The organism is Acinetobacter sp. CAU_H_S139_7 (assembly GCF_058599305.1).
The window spans coordinates 500,965-516,943 of record NZ_CM178651.1; the positions used below are offsets into that span (position 1 = coordinate 500,965).

The window sequence follows — 15,979 nt, forward strand, 5'->3', positions numbered from 1 at the left end:
ATGAATACGAAAATAAGAATACTTATCGCTATTCATATTTTTTTTGCACTAAATGTGAATGCCAGTGAGGGTATGCTGGAAGAAAATATTGCGAACCTTTGGATTAATGATCTAGATCATCATACAGATGTCGCCTTATTAAAGCAGGGAGATCAATATTATCTTGAATGTCAGGTACTGGCAGAACGTCAAATTTCAACTGCGCAATTAAAAACCTTAGCTTCGCGACCAGAATTCTGCTTGGTGTCATCAAGTAGTGTTCAGTCAACTTTTGATGATTCATCGCAATCCATTAAGCTCACGATTCCAACAGAACTTTTTGAAACGGACTTTAATGCATTAAACAATAGCATCATTCCTGAAAAGGCCAGTTTTGGCGGTTTCATAAATTATGATTTTCTTTATGCAACTAGTAATTCTAATAACTCTTATAGTGGACTGATGGAGTTAGGGGTTTTCAAAGATTATTGGATCATGAAAAACTCGATGTTGTATCAGAATACCCCCACTGATGAGCGGGTGGTTCGCCTAAGTAGTAGTGTCGATTTTGAATTTCCTAAACATATGACCCGCTTAACGATAGGGGATACTACAACTACATATAACCCTTTGATTAATTCTTTACGTTTTGCAGGTTTAAATTGGGGGACGAATTACACTGAAAGACCAAATTTTGTGTACTGGAATATGCCAAGTTTACAAGGGAGTGCACGCGTTCCTTCTACTGTTGATTTATATATAAATGGCGTAAATATTTATAATCAAAAGGTGAGCCCTGGTGATTATAACTTACTGATGGGGGCACAAATCCAACAAGCAGGTAATGCGCAAATTGTAGTTGAGGATGTACTCGGGAATCGAAGTGTACAAAGCTTTCCTATTATGGTGACCAATAGACTATTACGATCTGGTTTGAATGAATATAGTGTTGCAGCAGGTAAACTTCGTTACAACTATAATTTGGATAGCAGTGATTATAGGGACTTCTTTGTGAATACTTATTTTCGCAGAGGTATGTCAAACTCAACTACGTTAGGAAGCAATTTATCTTACAGTAAAGATATACAAAATATAGGGTTCATGTGGACACAAGCGATTAGTAATATTTTTGTTCTCGATAGTGTTGTTCTTGCTTCTCATGATGATGAAAACCAATTTAATTATTCCTATGGGTTATCCGCAAGTAAAGACTTTGGTCGATTTTCAATGGGGGCGAGTTCAAAATATACAGAAAAAGATTTTAAATTTTTAGGAGATGAGTTAGGTGCCAATTCTAACTATCCGAAGTTTGAAAATCTTGCATATTTTAGTATGAGTAATGTGCCCTATTTGCATAATCTAAATATTAACTATGCAGAACAAAAATATTATGAAAATCCTGATTTTCTTAATAGTAACCAAAAGGTAATAAATGTTGGGTTTAATCGGAATTTTGGTCGTCGAATTTCATTTGGTTTGAGTTATTTCAACTCTTTTGGTGATAGGAAAGACTCAGGCGGCATTCTTTCACTTAGCTACAGTTTTGATAATAAGTCCGTTTACTTTAGTCAATCAGCTGACCAAAATACAAACCTCCAGTTAGTGAAATATGACTCCAATCAAGTCGGGTTCGATTATTCTCTTGGCGTAAACCGTCGTAGTGAAGACGCGATGTTTAACTTTAATGGTGTTGTTAAAACAGACGTAGGAGATTTAGATTTCTATCATGTGCAAGGTCGTGAAGACCGTGAGTCACAGTTAAATTATCGAGGAGCAGTTGTTTGGTTAGGTAATAAAATCAGTTTTACTAAAATGGTTGATAACGCATTTACTCTAGTCAAAGTAGGGGATTACCAAGATATTGATATTTTAAGATCGCTGACCTATGTTGATAAAACTAATAAAAAGGGGTATGCCTTTATTCATGATGTTATTCCTTATGTTAAATACGACATTGCATTTGATCAAAATCAACTACCTATCGAAGATAAAATACAGTATTCAAGCAAACAATTAACAGCTTTAAATCAACGCGGCTATATCATCAATTTCCCAGTATTCCATGCGAAACAAGTCACTGTTAAGCCAGTAGATAGTAACAATCGGTCTTTTGCTGCTGGTTCAGAGCTTTATATTGATAATAATGGTGAAGGAGAGGTTTATCCGATTTCTACCGATGGTAGCGTAACGCTTTATGGTTTGATTCCGGGAACATATAAGATACAAATTAAAACTAAAGAAGCACGCAGTTGTTCGGCAGAACTTACAATTACAGATACTAAGAATGATGACAACTCATCAGTACTGGATCTTCAGTGTAAATAAATGGAGTAGAGCCATGAAACTGAACATTATTATACTGCTGTTTTGTGTAGCGGCCACCCCAATAGCTTATGCAAAACAGTGTCAAATTGAGCGTTTAACTTCAAGCCAGTTGAATCTAAGTTCATCGTATCTTAGTCAAGCTGCAACTTCTTTCTCAGTGGCTTGTGATAGTAATTACGCGATTAAATTCAATTCGCGTAATTTAACTAATGCAACAGGGAGTAGTTATTTAGTCAATGAGAAAAACTATAAATTGAGAACTCAAATGAATATTTCAGGAGCAAGTGCATCACGTTGGAATAGCCCTATTGCTCAACCAGCAACTGAGCAAAATAAGTTTGTAGTCTTGGTGCAATTGATGGAGCGCCCAACTGCCTTAACCCCAGCAGGTGTGTATAAAGATAGCTTGTATATTAATTTGATGTTTTAAATTTTAGGTCTTTAACCTATTAATATGTAAAAAGATACCTACTAATCATAGGTATCTTTTTATTTGATTGCATTCATTATCATAAAACTGTCAAATAGTTTGCCTAAACTTGGAGGAAAATAAGAAAAGTTTGGAATAGCATGATCGGTTCAATGACAACAAAATTATTCAAACAGCACAATTTCCCAGAACCTCAGCGGTTTTATCTCAAGCAACAACATCAGCATAATATTCAGCAAGAACTCTCTATCCTTCAAGAAACACTAAAACCCAAGTTAAAAATAACCATCGTGACGGAAACATGGTCACCAGAAATCAATGGTGTTGCGAACTCTTTATTACAACTGTGTAAAGGTTTGCAAAGACTGGGGCATCGTATTCAGCTCATCCGCCCAATACAAAAAACTATATGCACTGACTTTCAGGCAGAACATGAGTGTTTGGTCTGGGCAAAAAGCATTCCTAAATATGCCGACATGCAATTTGGTATGCCACAGTATGTGAAAGTCAGCAAAGCGATTGAACGCTTCGCGCCAGATGTGGTCCATATTGTGACGGAAGGTCCGCTAGGGCTGACTGCACTGTATGCAGCTCAAGCACATCAAATTCCAGTATCAAGTGGCTTTCATTCAACTTTTCATGACTTTAGTCGCTTCTTTGATTTGGCTTTGCTGGTCAAACCGATTGAAAGTTATCTTCGCTGGTTTCATAACCATACGGTACTCACCTGTGTGCCGAGTCAAACCACATTAAATCAACTTAAGGCCTTTGGTGTGACTTGCCCCTTGGTTGAGGTTGGGCGAGGGGTGGATACAACTCGCTTCCATCCAGAACATCGCTCAGAACAATTGCGTCAGTGCTGGCAAGCAGATGCAAATACTTCTGTATTGCTATATGTGGGACGTTTATCTCCAGAAAAAGAAGTCGACGTGCTCATTCAGAGTTATTTGAATATCAAGAAGCAGCAATCGCGCAAGTTGAAAATGGTGATTGTGGGGGATGGGCCAGATCGTAAGCGCTTAACCGAGATAGCAAATGGCTCAGATGTTATTTTTACGGGAAGCTTAACAGGGCAGTCACTCGCCCAAGTTTACGCCAGTGCAGATGCTTTTGTTTTTGCAAGTCAAATAGAGACTTTTGGTAATGTGGTACTTGAAGCCATGGCCAGCGGCTTGCCTGTGGTGGCCTATAACTATGCCAGTCCGCAGCGTTATATCAAGCAAGGTATAACAGGGTGGTTGAGTCCTTTTGGACAAGTGGCACATTTTATGCAGACTATTATTCAACTGCCAGAGCAAAAGGTGCTTAGATGTATGGGAACTCAAGCACGCCAAGATATTGAAAGTGTAGGCTGGCAGTATCCTGTGAAACAGTTTGAGCAAGCCTTATATCATGTGGCCAATATTAAGGCAGCACTTTAGCCAATAGCTGTTTTAAAAGTGTCAGTGATAAAGACGAGTTGGGTAATTTTGATGGGTTTTAACTTAAATCATCAAACTGTCAAAAACACCCTTTAACATGAGCTTAACGAGAAGCGATTTTGATGAATTAAATCGTCATAGAACAATGATTTTCCAGCTGAACTTTCAACATTGTTGTTAAGGAGAAGTGGTATGAATCTTAAAACTGCAAAAATAAGAATATTAGATTTAGATTTAAAAGGCTGTGTCTATCTCAATCATTTTTCCCATTCGCATGTTGTAGCCAATTTTTTTAAGCGGATCAGTCGATTGGGGGATGGCATCTTTTGGTACACCATGTTGGCCTTAACTTGGTTGTTGCAAGGATTGGTCTACAGTTTGCAAATTGTGTATTTGGTGCTTGGTTCATTGTGCGGGACTTTAATTTATAAAGTTTTAAAAATCAAAACTATTCGCCCAAGACCCTATCAAGTACATCAAGTGATTCGAATGGGTGAGCGACCTCTCGATCACTTTAGTTTTCCTTCAGGCCATACTTTACATGCAGTGATGGTGAGTACTTTATTGGGCTTCGTACAGCCAATTTTATTGGTGCTCATGTTGCCTTTTACTGTTTTGGTTGCCGCGTCACGCATGATTTTAGGGCTGCATTATCCAAGTGATGTGTTGGTGGGAGCGGCTATAGGTGCGGTGGTAGCCGTCACTTTAATTTGTAGTGCACCATTTTTAAATATTGTGTTGTAAAAAAGCCCAGTTTTATCTCAAACAAACTAGCGCTTAAATTTCAGAGTTTGCTACAGTACAGCATCTTCTACATTGTGATGAGACTCCACCATGGGCTTACGTTGGTCAGACACTATTGATATTGCTATTGAGTTGTATGAAGCTCATCCAGATGTCGATCCGCAGTGGATTCGCTTTACAGACTTACATGCTTGGGTATGTGCCTTACCAGACTTTAGTGATGATCCGACCAAGTCGACTGAAGGTTTGCTTGAAGCAATTCAAATGGCATGGATTGACGAAGCGCGATAATCCTTGTATCGAAAAAAGCAACTTTTTACAGAGTAAAAGCAGAAAATTGTGCATTATGTCGGTATAATGCGCCAAAATTTTCATGTCTACATTGACTTAAGGAGCCAATCATGGCTATTGAACGTACTTTATCTATCGTAAAACCAGACGCAGTTGCTAAAAACCACATCGGTGACATTTTTGCTCGTTTTGAAAAAGCTGGTCTTCAAATCGTTGCAACTAAAATGAAACACTTGACTCAAGCTGAAGCTGAAGGTTTCTACGCAGAGCACAAAGAACGTGGTTTCTTTGCTGACCTAGTTGCGTTCATGACTTCTGGTCCAGTTGTTGTTTCAGTTCTTGAAGGCGAAAACGCAGTTCTTGCTCACCGCGAAATCCTTGGCGCAACTAACCCTAAAGAAGCTGCTCCAGGTACTATCCGCGCTGACTTCGCTGTAAGCATCGACGAAAATGCTGCTCACGGTTCTGACTCTGTAGCATCTGCTGATCGTGAAGTTAACTACTTCTTCGCTCAAACTGAGATTGCTCCACGTACTCGTTAATTCGAAGTATTCAAACCAGATAAGTGTTATTATACTTATCTGGTTTTTTTATTCCCTGAATAAATTTCTGCTCGTTTATTGAGCTTCTCCTTTCATCGTTAGACATGGTTTAGGTAATACACATGAGTACTGAAGTGGTCGCTGTCTCTACAGTTTCGGCTGAACAGCAACAATCTCCATCCGCTCCTGCACAGCAAAACTCTGTTGCGAAAGTGAACTTACTTGGCATGTCACGTCCGCAGCTTGAAAAATTCTTCGAAGATATGGGAGAAAAAAAGTTTCGCGCAGGACAGGTGATGAAATGGATTCATCAGTTTTTTGTGACTGATTTTGCTGAGATGACCAATATCTCAGGCAAGTTACGTGAAAAACTTGAAAAACTTTGTGAAATTAAAGCGCCAGAAGTGGTGCATAAAAATTATTCTAAAGATGGTACGCGTAAGTGGGTCTTTCGCGTCGGTGAGGGCGAAGGCTCTTTGGTTGAAACCGTATTGATCCCTGCTGAGCATCGCAGTGGTTTGCGCCGTACTTTATGTATTTCATCTCAAGTGGGCTGTGCACTGGATTGTTCATTCTGTTCAACCGGTAAACAAGGTTTTCAGCGCGACTTAAACCCAGATGAAATTATTGGTCAGCTATGGGTCGCAAACTATTCTTATATGGAAGATGTGCCTGTAGCTGAGCGTGAGCGCTCGGTGACCAACGTCGTAATGATGGGGATGGGCGAGCCATTACTCAACTATGATGCCGTATTGAGCTCAATGCGTATTATGCTAGATGACTTTGCTTATGGTATGTCTAAGCGCCGTGTGACCTTGTCAACTTCAGGTGTGGTGCCGAAAATTGATCAATTGGCACAAGATATTGATGTTGCACTAGCAATCTCCCTACACGCGCCAAATGACGAACTACGGAATGAATTGGTTCCAATCAATAAAAAATATCCATTGGCACAACTGATTGCAGCATGTCAGCGTTATATCGCTAAAGACGGTAATGAAAGTGCGCGTAAGCATGTCACGATTGAATATGTGATGTTGGATGGGGTGAATGATCATCCTGAGCATGCGCAGCAGATGATTAAACTGTTGAAGAATTTACCAAGTAAAATTAATTTAATTCCGTTTAATCCATTTCCACATGCGCCTTATGGTCGTTCAAGTCGCAACCGCATTATTTCTTTCCAAAAAACTTTGTCTGACGCCGGATTTGTGTGTACGATTCGTCAAACGCGTGGTGATGATATTGATGCTGCCTGCGGACAATTGGTTGGTCAAGTGGCTGATCGAACACGTCGTGCTGAGCAGTGGAAAAAGAAAGTAGCAGAGAAAAACGAGATTCTACGTTCACAAGGATAATATAAGGGGATGCCAATTGAAAAAACCCGTTTCTAAACTTTACCTTGCGCTGACACTGGGTGTGACAGTGTGGTACTTGGTGGGTTGCCAAACCGTGAATACGAAAGGTGATCCAAGTAAAGCAGTACAAGTTAGAACGCAGTTGGCGGCTGAATATATTAAGTCGAATGATTACGATGCTGCGAAACGTACATTGGATCAGGCATTAGACATCGACTCTCGTGATGCATCTGCAAATATGATGATGGGGGTGTTGTTACAGCGTGAAGGCAGTCCACAAAATGTGGAAAAGGCAGAGCGTTATTTTAAGCATGCAATTGCGGCTGAGCCAAAAAATGCACAGGCTCGTAACAACTACGGTACGTATTTATATCAAATTGGGCGTTATAATGACGCGATTGATCAACTTCAAGTTGCAGGTTCAACTTTAGGGTATGATCAACGTTATCGAGCATTGGAAAATTTAGGTCGTGCGTATCTACAAGTAGGTCGAGTGGCGGAAGCAGAAGCTGCTTTTAAACAAGCCCTACAGGTAAACTCAGGTGCCTATCTTGCCATGATCGAAATGGCGGAAATTTCATATTTACGTCAGCAAAATGCTGAAGCTACGCAGTACTATGAACAGTTTGTGCGAGCGGTTGGCGAGAAAAACTTAGATGCACGTGCGCTTTGGATTGGGATCCGAATTGCGCGAGCAAATCATGACACGATGGGTTCGCAAGTACTGGTCAACCAGCTACGTGCATTGTATCCAGACAGTCAAGAATACAAACGTTATTTGCAATTACAGTACACTACTGAGGCCGTATGGAAGTAAATCCTAATTCACCACAATCGAATGGTTCTAGCAATGCTTTAGGAAATATCCAACGTCCGGGTGATTATCTTCGTCAAATTCGTATTACACAAAAACGTGAATTAAGCGACGTTGCCAAAGAGTTGAATATTCCACTCAAGACCTTAACTGCGCTTGAGCAGGACGAATATACAGCGCTTCCAGAAGCAACCTTCATTAAGGGTTACTATCGTACTTATGCGAAGTTCCTAAAAGTGGATGCTACTACGATTATTCAGCGTTTTGATGACATCTATGCCAATGATACGGGGCTATTGCCGAATCATGCATTGAATAATTCACCGATTAAAATCATGGGTAAATTACCCGGTTCTAACCGTGACCGTAACCGTAAATGGTTGAAACGTGGACTGATTGCGATTGTTGTAATTGCGATTTTGGCAGCGTTGTTCGGCATGATTCAGAATTGGTCAGGCAGTACAGATGAGGCTACGACTCCGCAGACTGAATCTGATGTACAAATCATCAATATGAATGGGGCTGCTGCAACCACAGGGGATCAGTTGAAACTTGAGTTCAATCGTCCTACGTCTGTACATATTGTCGATTCAACTGGGAAAGTACTGGCAACAGGGCGTCAAGCCTCTACACTTGAGCTTGCTGGCGAGACACCTTTTCAAATTCGTATCGATGATGCTGCTGCTGTGTCACTCAGCTTAAATAATGAAAGTATTTCATTGTCACCATATACCGTCGGTGGAAAAGCAGATTTCCGCTTGTCACGTTAATGGGATCAAGGAAAAGCAATGATTGTAAATCCAATTAAACGCAAGCCTACTCGTAAGATTCGTGTAGGTTCAGTCTATGTCGGTGGCGATGCACCCATCAGCATTCAAAGTATGACCAATACTGAAACTTGTGATGTGGAAGCAACGCTGGCGCAAATTCAGCGCTGTGCAGATGTAGGTGCGGACATCATGCGCGTTTCTGTACCAACGATGGAAGCGGCAGAGGCTTTTGGTGAAATTCGTAAGCGTTCATCGGTGCCGTTGGTTGCAGATATTCATTTTGACTACAAGATTGCACTGCGTGTTGCGGACTTGGGTGCGGATTGTTTACGAATTAACCCTGGAAATATTGGCTCTGAAGCTAAAATCCGTGAAGTAGTGGCTGCAGCGCGCCATAACGATATTTCTATGCGTATTGGGGTGAATGCAGGTTCACTGGAAAAAGATATTCAAAAGAAATATGGTGAGCCAACCGGTCAGGCATTGCTTGAGTCGGCGATGCGTCATATTGATATTTTAGATCGTCTGAACTTTCATGAGTTTAAGGTTTCTGTAAAAGCATCCAATGTGTTTTTAACCATGGATGCTTACCGCCTACTTTCACAGCAAATTGATAATCCGTTACATCTGGGTGTAACGGAAGCTGGGATTTACCGTACAGGTTCAGTGAAGTCTGCGATTGCATTGGGCGGTTTGTTGTTGGATGGCATTGGTGACACCATGCGTATTTCCTTGGCAGCGGAACCTGAAGAAGAGATTAAGATTGGTTTTGATATTTTAAAATCACTCAGTCTTCGCTCAAATGGAATCAACTTCATTGCTTGTCCAAGTTGTTCACGTCAAGAGTTTAACGTGATTTCAGTGATGCAAGCCTTAGAAGAGCGTTTAGAGGATATTCGTACCCCAATGGATGTGTCGGTGATTGGGTGTAAAGTGAATGGTCCGGGTGAAGCCAAAGAAGCCGATATTGGTGTAGTTGGTGCAAGTCCACGTTCACTGGTGTATCGTAATGGTGAAAAGAGCCATTTAATTGACACAAATCAGTTGGTTGACGAAATCGAAACGATGGTTCGTCAGCGTGTTTCAGAGCTTGAAGAAGCTAAATCTAAAGAGATCATCCGTAGTTCATCATGAGTTCAATTGTCGCAATCAAAGGTTTTAATGACATTCTTCCTACGCAAACACCAGCGTGGAGACGTCTTGAACAGCATCTCGCATCATTGATGGATGCGTATGGCTACCAGCAAATTCGTTTGCCTATTGTTGAACAAACCAATTTGTTCAAACGTTCGATTGGTGATGCAACGGATATCGTTGAAAAAGAAATGTACACCTTCTTGGACAAAGGTAATCCGCCTGAGTCTTTGACTTTGCGTCCTGAAGGAACAGCAGGCTGTGTACGCGCCATGCTGGAGCATAACTTACTTCGAGGTGCGACGCCTCGTGTCTGGTATATCGGGCCGATGTTCCGTTATGAAAAGCCGCAAAAGGGTCGTTACCGTCAGTTCCACCAGTTCGGCGTGGAAACCTTTGGTGTCGCAACCCCAGATATGGATGCTGAGCTGATTTTGATGACAGCACGTCTGTGGAAACGCATGGGTGTAGCAGATAAAGTTCAACTTGAGTTGAATACTCTCGGTGAGTCGGATGAGCGTGCAGCTTATCGTGCGGCATTGGTGGAGTTCTTAGAATCACATAAAAATGATTTAGATGAAGATTCACAGCGTCGTTTAACCACCAACCCACTACGTATTCTTGACTCTAAAGATGCAAAAACCCAAGCCATTTTAGAAAATGCGCCGAAGTTGCATGACTTTATGGGGGAAGAGACGCTACAGCACTTTGCAACTTTGCAGCAGTATTTAACCGATGCAGGTGTGAGCTTCGTGATTAACCAAAAACTGGTGCGTGGCTTAGATTATTACAATAAAACTGTATTTGAATGGACCACCACGCATTTGGGTTCACAAGGCACAGTCTGTGCGGGCGGTCGTTATGATGGCTTAGTGGGTCAGCTTAAAGGCAAGGCCGATCAGTCTGTACCTGCAGTTGGCTTTGCGATGGGTATGGAACGTCTGTTGTTATTGCTTGAGCAAGTCGAAGACGCTACACCTGTACGTGACTGCGAAATGTTTTTATTGGCAGATCCAGCTTCTCAAGGCAAAGCTTTGGTGCTTGCAGAACAAATTCGTAACCAATTAGATGCTGCATCAAGTACGCTTCGTTTGAAAGTTGGTTCACATGGTTCAATGAAGTCGCAAATGAAAAAAGCGGATCAGTCTGGCGCATTGTTTGCCCTCATTTTGGGTGAGCGCGAGGTGGAAGCTGCACAGTTTGCCGTAAAAGAGTTGGCAACAGCTGAACAAACTCTGGTTGCGGTGGATGACATCGTGCCATTTATGATTGAAAAATTTTCTTCAAAATAAGCCAAAATATAAGGAAAGGGTAGTCACATGAGCGCATTAAGTGATGAAGAACAACTTGATAGTTTAAAGTCTTTCACTAAGAAATATGGTTCAGCCATTATTAGTGGGATTTTAATTGCGCTGATTGCCTTTTTTGGATGGCAATACTGGCAGAAGAAGACTTTGGCCGAGAACCAAATGAACACGGCTAAAGTTCAGCAATTGATGGATGAAGCACGTGCAACGCAAGGTGATGCATTTACAGCCTTGTCTGCAACTGCGGACAAAATTGTGAAAGAAGCACCAGATTCGGCGCAGGCCATTCAAACGCAATTGTTGATGGCAAAATTGGCCTATGACAAAGCGGATTATGCCAGTGCTGAAAAAGCGTTGAAGAAAGTTGAAAACTCGAAAGTGGATGACGACGGCTTAGTGCAAATTGTGAAATTGCGTTTAGCGTATGCACAATTGGCGCAAAAGAAGTTTGATGATGCGATTAAAAACCTCGCATTGGTAAAAGATCCTGCTTTTAAAGCGACAGCCGATGAAGCTTTGGGTGATGTCTATGTAGCTAAAAACGACATCGAAAATGCGAAAAAAGCCTACCAAAGTGCATGGGATCAGTTGGTTGAACGTAAACAAGAACGCCAAATTTTACAAATTAAACTCGAAAGTGTTGGTATTTTAGTTGATGATCCTGAAATCGAACGTCCACTTATAGAAACAGCAGCGGAAGAAACTGAATGAATAGAAAATACAAAATTTCGTGCGCATTAACCGTATTAACTTTAGCACTTGCGGGTTGTGCAAGTAGCGGAAAAGTAGAAGAAGTTAAGCCGAATCCACTTCCAAAACTGATGCAGGCGAAAACCCTGACTCCTGTATTTTCTCAAAGTGTGTCTTCAACTTCGACTGCTGATCCTTTACGTTTACGCCTAGATGCAGACAACGGTGTAGTTTTTGCACTTGACCCTAAAGGTGTCGTAACGGCGTATCAAGGCAAACAAAAACTATGGCAGAAAGAAGTATCTAAAGCCGGTTTGAGTTCAGGCGTTGAAGCTGCCGATGGTCATGTCATTGTAGGCAACGCCAAAGGTCAATTGTTTGCTTTAGATCAGGCAACTGGTGAGCAAAAATGGACTGCACAATTAACAGGTGCACTTCTTGCGCCATCGTTGATTCAAGCGGGTCGTGTTATTTCTGTCAGTAATGATGGCACTGTTTTTGCGCATGATTTGGCAACAGGTCAGCAAGTGTGGACTTATAACTTACCAAATGTACAACTTAGCTTACGTGGTAATGCAGCGCCTGTTCCTGTTGATGCGCGTACAGTGCTCATTTCTTCAGCTAATGCCTATGTTTATGCTTTAGATGTGCTTACAGGTGTACCACGTATGCAGCGCCGTGTAGCTGTGTCGGATGGTCGTTCGGATATTCAACGTTTGAATGATGTTGATGGTGATCCTGTAGTGGCAGGTCAGTACTTGATTACGACCAGCTATCAAGGTCAAGTGACCATGACAGACTTGGCTTCACAGCAAGTGGTGTGGAGTGAAGATTCGAGTAGTACGCAGCGCCCTGAAGTGGTGGGTAATGGTGTATTCGTGGCGCAAACTGACGGCAAGTTAGTGGCTTATGAAATTAGCACGGGTCAAAAGCTTTGGGAAAATGACAGCTTGCTGAACCGCCAATTGAGTAATCCAGTGATGTTGGGCCAAGACCTAATTGTCGGTGATCTAGATGGCGTATTGCACATGCTGAACCCTGCGACAGGTGAGTTGATCGGTCGTGCGAAGACGTCTGGTGAAGTGCGTACTTTACGTGTGATTGATGATCAACTCTATGTTGCAACACGAAAGGGTGCATTAAGCATTTGGCAGAATCGTTAATTCTGTTCGACTTATGTTAAACTAGTCGAAATTCGTATTTTTTTAAATTCCTCGGGGTGTTTGCTTAGTCAAAACCCCGAGTTTTTATTCAGGTTTTTCACCTAATTTTCTTCCAGTTTCTGATGTTCAGACCAGTCTCACTGGCTGATCTTGAATAAAGGTTAATCTATGAAACCCGTAATTGCGCTCATTGGTCGTCCGAACGTCGGAAAATCAACGCTATTTAACCAGATCACCAAAAGCCGAGACGCGCTTGTTGCTGACTTTGCCGGTCTGACTCGTGACCGTAAATATGGTGATGCTGTATTTCAAAATAAGTCTTTCATTGTGGTTGATACTGGTGGTATTGGCGAAAATGAAGGTGGTATCGACTCTTACATGGCAGAACAGTCTAAAACTGCCATCAATGAAGCCGATATTATTGTATTCGTAGTTGATGCACGCGCAGGCCTGCTCGCATCGGATGAGCAAATTGCGCGTGAGCTACGTACACTCGGTAAGAAAGTTTACCTTGTGGCGAATAAAGTTGATGGTGTACATGCCGAAGCTGCACTTGTTGAATTTTACAAGTTGGGTATGGGCGAACCTATGCAAGTGGCTGCGAGCCATGGTCGCGGTGTACAGCAAATGCTTGAAGATGTGCTTTCAAGTGTGCCTGAAGATGAAGATGCAGATGAGCACGATAAGAACACAGGCTTACGTTTAGCGATTATTGGTCGTCCAAACGTCGGTAAATCGACGCTAGTGAACCGTTTATTGGGTGAAGAGCGTGTAGTTGCATTTGACCAACCGGGTACAACCCGCGACTCGATCTATATCCCGTATGAACGTGATGGCCGTCAGTACACCTTAATCGATACTGCAGGTGTGCGTCGTAAAGGTAAAGTCGATGAAATGATTGAGAAGTTCTCAATTGTGAAAACGCTACAGGCCATTAAAGATGCCCATGTCATTGTGGTTGTACTTGATGCACGTGAAGGTGTGGTTGAGCAAGATTTACATTTGATTGGTTACGCGCTTGAAGCGGGCCGTGCGATGGTGATTGCAATTAACAAATGGGACAACATGTCTGAGTATGATCGTAAACAATGTAAGTTGGATGTCGATCGTCGCTTTGACTTTATTCCTTGGGCGAAAGTGCATTTGATTTCTGCATTGCATGGTACGGGTGTGGGGGATCTATATCCATCGATTCACCGTGCTTATGATTCGTCACATTTGAAAGTTTCTCCTGCAAAAATCACACAAATTTTAAGTGATGCTACGGATGCGCACCAACCACCAATGGTCGGTGGTCGCCGTATTAAAATGCGTTATGCCCATATGGGCGGACAAAATCCACCTACGATTGTGGTGCATGGTAACAAAGTTGATAAAACCCCTGCGGATTATCGTCGTTATTTAGAAAACGTATTTCGTAAAGTGTACAAACTTGAAGGTACGCCAGTGCGTATTGAGTTTAAAACCTCTGAAAACCCATTTGAAGGACGTAAGTCACAGGTGGATGAACGTACAGCAGCGCGTAAGCGTCGTTATGTTCAGAAATTTAAGAAAGCTGAGAAGAAATTCAAACGCTAATCAGGCATTAAGTTTTTGATGCTGAAAAGCCCAAAGTGATCTTTGGGCTTTTTTATTTTATCCATTGGAGCGTAAAACCTCGGGGTTTAGCCCATAGGTATCTACACATCTTGATGTACCTAATGCAATTGTTGCGATTTCATTCAGTTCATCTATTGAATATTCTGAGAGCAGTTGAAGAGTGTTCAGTAAAATCGAAAGTCCTGCCAATATTGCAGGTGCACTTTCCAACTTACCTCTCTTCTGCTGTCGGCCTGAAAGACGGGCCAGAAATATACGAATTTTCTGATTTTGTTCATCTTCAGAACGCTGTATTCGCCAAGTCAGTACACACGCCATACTGCTGATCAGGAGCCGTCTTAAAATCGCTGCAGGTGTGGTCTGAAGCCATGATTCAACGTTATGGCCTGCCTGCTTCAGAAGCTTGAAATAGCACTCAATTGTCCAGCGCCAGTAATACCAGGTGGTTAATTCTACCGCATCAATCTCTGAAGAAACATTGCTGATCAGCGACCATCTCGCGACTGTTTTACCTTGAGCATCTTTCACCACAGCAACAATTAATCTGGCTGTAACTGCCTTGCCTGGCTGGGGAGCAACCCGTTGGCCTAAATCATCTTTTCTCTTCGGTTTTGCTGCACGCGTTATCCGAATATCGGTTTCTCCAACATGCAGCATATGCCTGTTTCCTTTATAAGCAATCGGCTTAACTTGCTGAGTTACTACTTTTTCTGCGACTTCTGCAACTTTGTAGGTTTCCCCTTGATGCTCAATCCGATGGCTTTCTTTGGCCCGAATCAACCATTTGAAACCATGGCTGCTGATTTCCCTCAAGTGGGCAATCGAGTCTCCTTCACGGTCAATGATATGGACTTTTGTTTTCTCAATCGGATACTGTTCAATCGTTTTGATTTGTTCTGCGAGTGAGTCCAAATGGGACTTGCGCTCGCTGTATTGTTCACTGAATGTGGAATAACAGCCGGATGCATCTGTTAGCGTCTGAGCTAATGGCGCAATTGGGAGCCCTGATGACGCATCGACAAGTAAACTGCTTTGCAATTCATAGCCTGAATTCGCCTCTGTTCTTTGAAGACGCTGAACCTTATGACTGTGCTTCACATACTGCAGTTGAGACCAGTCATGAACGATTAATGCATACTGATGCGGTGATGTCTTGATCTGTTCGCATGCAAGAAGCTTAATCGGCTGGTTTAATTGACTAAAAGAGATTTTATTATTATTCAGGAATCGCCAAACAGCCTGTGTAGTTGAGAAACTCGACTTTTGGGTAGAGGCCAGGTCTTTGATTGCGGGAGCAAGTGAAGCAAGAGGATTCATATAGAGTTTTACAAGGCTGTTATAACGTTTGACAAGACGCTGATCCAGACCAGAGATGTTAAATTGAAGAGCATGCTCTTCAATTTAACGCAAAG

General features: G+C 42.0%; 15 protein-coding genes. 14 read left to right on the forward strand and 1 reads right to left on the reverse strand.

Annotated features, from left to right (window positions below; genetic code table 11):
* The 14 genes from AC4MC0_RS02480 (at nt 1) to der (ending at nt 14,546) form a co-directional block, all read left to right on the forward strand.
* Entirely contained in the window at nt 1-2,304 is a 2,304-nt protein-coding gene (locus AC4MC0_RS02480) for a fimbria/pilus outer membrane usher protein (protein WP_005401709.1), read from the forward strand.
* Nucleotides 2,305-2,317: 13 nt separating this feature from the next.
* Nucleotides 2,318-2,734, forward strand: coding sequence for a hypothetical protein (locus tag AC4MC0_RS02485; RefSeq protein WP_004983505.1), 417 nt, complete (start codon nt 2,318-2,320; stop codon nt 2,732-2,734).
* A 140-nt stretch (nt 2,735-2,874) separates the two neighbouring features.
* Nucleotides 2,875-4,155, forward strand: a complete 1,281-nt coding sequence (locus tag AC4MC0_RS02490) for a glycosyltransferase family 4 protein (RefSeq protein ID WP_005401707.1) — start codon at nt 2,875-2,877, stop codon at nt 4,153-4,155.
* 192 nt (nt 4,156-4,347) lie between these two features.
* Nucleotides 4,348-4,899: a phosphatase PAP2 family protein gene (locus tag AC4MC0_RS02495; RefSeq protein WP_005401706.1), complete on the forward strand. Its 552-nt coding sequence runs from the start codon at nt 4,348-4,350 to the stop codon at nt 4,897-4,899.
* A 90-nt stretch (nt 4,900-4,989) separates the two neighbouring features.
* Nucleotides 4,990-5,190 carry a Fe-S cluster assembly protein IscX gene (gene iscX, locus AC4MC0_RS02500; RefSeq protein ID WP_004697668.1) on the forward strand — a complete coding sequence of 67 codons (201 nt, stop codon included), beginning with the start codon at nt 4,990-4,992 and terminating at the stop codon, nt 5,188-5,190.
* 110 nt (nt 5,191-5,300) lie between these two features.
* A complete protein-coding gene (ndk, locus tag AC4MC0_RS02505; protein WP_004697669.1) occupies nt 5,301-5,732 on the forward strand; it encodes a nucleoside-diphosphate kinase in 432 nt (143 codons plus the stop codon).
* A 122-nt stretch (nt 5,733-5,854) separates the two neighbouring features.
* Nucleotides 5,855-7,090, forward strand: a complete 1,236-nt coding sequence (gene rlmN, locus AC4MC0_RS02510) for a dual-specificity RNA methyltransferase RlmN (protein ID WP_004697671.1) — start codon at nt 5,855-5,857, stop codon at nt 7,088-7,090.
* A gap of 16 nt (nt 7,091-7,106) precedes the next feature.
* Nucleotides 7,107-7,907: a type IV pilus biogenesis/stability protein PilW gene (gene pilW, locus AC4MC0_RS02515; RefSeq protein ID WP_087014670.1), complete on the forward strand. Its 801-nt coding sequence runs from the start codon at nt 7,107-7,109 to the stop codon at nt 7,905-7,907.
* Complete coding sequence (locus tag AC4MC0_RS02520) at nt 7,898-8,674, forward strand: helix-turn-helix domain-containing protein (RefSeq protein WP_010327531.1); 777 nt, start codon at nt 7,898-7,900, stop codon at nt 8,672-8,674. The genes pilW and AC4MC0_RS02520 overlap by 10 nt, the downstream gene beginning before the upstream one ends.
* Nucleotides 8,675-8,692: 18 nt before the next feature.
* Nucleotides 8,693-9,808 carry a flavodoxin-dependent (E)-4-hydroxy-3-methylbut-2-enyl-diphosphate synthase gene (gene ispG / locus AC4MC0_RS02525; RefSeq protein WP_130235007.1) on the forward strand — a complete coding sequence of 372 codons (1,116 nt, stop codon included), beginning with the start codon at nt 8,693-8,695 and terminating at the stop codon, nt 9,806-9,808.
* Nucleotides 9,805-11,100, forward strand: a complete 1,296-nt coding sequence (gene hisS / locus AC4MC0_RS02530) for a histidine--tRNA ligase (RefSeq protein ID WP_062031308.1) — start codon at nt 9,805-9,807, stop codon at nt 11,098-11,100. Before ispG ends, hisS begins: the two co-directional genes overlap by 4 nt.
* 27 nt (nt 11,101-11,127) lie before the next feature.
* The gene (locus tag AC4MC0_RS02535; RefSeq protein WP_005401704.1) at nt 11,128-11,826 is read left to right on the forward strand and encodes a YfgM family protein; all 699 of its coding nucleotides are present in this window, start codon (nt 11,128-11,130) and stop codon (nt 11,824-11,826) included.
* On the forward strand, nt 11,823-12,968 hold the full coding sequence (gene bamB, locus AC4MC0_RS02540) for an outer membrane protein assembly factor BamB (RefSeq protein WP_201706776.1): 1,146 nt from the start codon (nt 11,823-11,825) through the stop codon (nt 12,966-12,968). Before AC4MC0_RS02535 ends, bamB begins: the two co-directional genes overlap by 4 nt.
* Nucleotides 12,969-13,136: 168 nt before the next feature.
* The gene (gene der / locus AC4MC0_RS02545; RefSeq protein ID WP_004697684.1) at nt 13,137-14,546 is read left to right on the forward strand and encodes a ribosome biogenesis GTPase Der; all 1,410 of its coding nucleotides are present in this window, start codon (nt 13,137-13,139) and stop codon (nt 14,544-14,546) included.
* A gap of 57 nt (nt 14,547-14,603) precedes the next feature.
* On the opposite strand, the gene AC4MC0_RS02550 is transcribed toward der, so the two are convergent.
* Nucleotides 14,604-15,884, reverse strand: a complete 1,281-nt coding sequence (locus tag AC4MC0_RS02550) for a transposase (RefSeq protein WP_130235004.1) — start codon at nt 15,882-15,884, stop codon at nt 14,604-14,606.
* Nucleotides 15,885-15,979: the final 95 nt, after the last annotated feature.

What these genes read in the sequence shown, in the direction of transcription:
- AC4MC0_RS02480 (WP_005401709.1), top strand. Translation starts at nt 1, where the DNA reads ATGAATACGAAAATAAGAATACTTATCGCTATTCATATTTTTTTTGCA.
- AC4MC0_RS02485 (WP_004983505.1), top strand. Translation starts at nt 2,318, where the DNA reads ATGAAACTGAACATTATTATACTGCTGTTTTGTGTAGCGGCCACCCCA.
- AC4MC0_RS02490 (WP_005401707.1), top strand. Translation starts at nt 2,875, where the DNA reads ATGATCGGTTCAATGACAACAAAATTATTCAAACAGCACAATTTCCCA.
- AC4MC0_RS02495 (WP_005401706.1), top strand. Translation starts at nt 4,348, where the DNA reads ATGAATCTTAAAACTGCAAAAATAAGAATATTAGATTTAGATTTAAAA.
- iscX (WP_004697668.1), top strand. Translation starts at nt 4,990, where the DNA reads ATGGGCTTACGTTGGTCAGACACTATTGATATTGCTATTGAGTTGTAT.
- ndk (WP_004697669.1), top strand. Translation starts at nt 5,301, where the DNA reads ATGGCTATTGAACGTACTTTATCTATCGTAAAACCAGACGCAGTTGCT.
- rlmN (WP_004697671.1), top strand. Translation starts at nt 5,855, where the DNA reads ATGAGTACTGAAGTGGTCGCTGTCTCTACAGTTTCGGCTGAACAGCAA.
- AC4MC0_RS02520 (WP_010327531.1), top strand. Translation starts at nt 7,898, where the DNA reads ATGGAAGTAAATCCTAATTCACCACAATCGAATGGTTCTAGCAATGCT.
- ispG (WP_130235007.1), top strand. Translation starts at nt 8,693, where the DNA reads ATGATTGTAAATCCAATTAAACGCAAGCCTACTCGTAAGATTCGTGTA.
- hisS (WP_062031308.1), top strand. Translation starts at nt 9,805, where the DNA reads ATGAGTTCAATTGTCGCAATCAAAGGTTTTAATGACATTCTTCCTACG.
- AC4MC0_RS02535 (WP_005401704.1), top strand. Translation starts at nt 11,128, where the DNA reads ATGAGCGCATTAAGTGATGAAGAACAACTTGATAGTTTAAAGTCTTTC.
- bamB (WP_201706776.1), top strand. Translation starts at nt 11,823, where the DNA reads ATGAATAGAAAATACAAAATTTCGTGCGCATTAACCGTATTAACTTTA.
- der (WP_004697684.1), top strand. Translation starts at nt 13,137, where the DNA reads ATGAAACCCGTAATTGCGCTCATTGGTCGTCCGAACGTCGGAAAATCA.
- AC4MC0_RS02550 (WP_130235004.1), bottom strand. Translation starts at nt 15,884, where the DNA reads ATGAATCCTCTTGCTTCACTTGCTCCCGCAATCAAAGACCTGGCCTCT.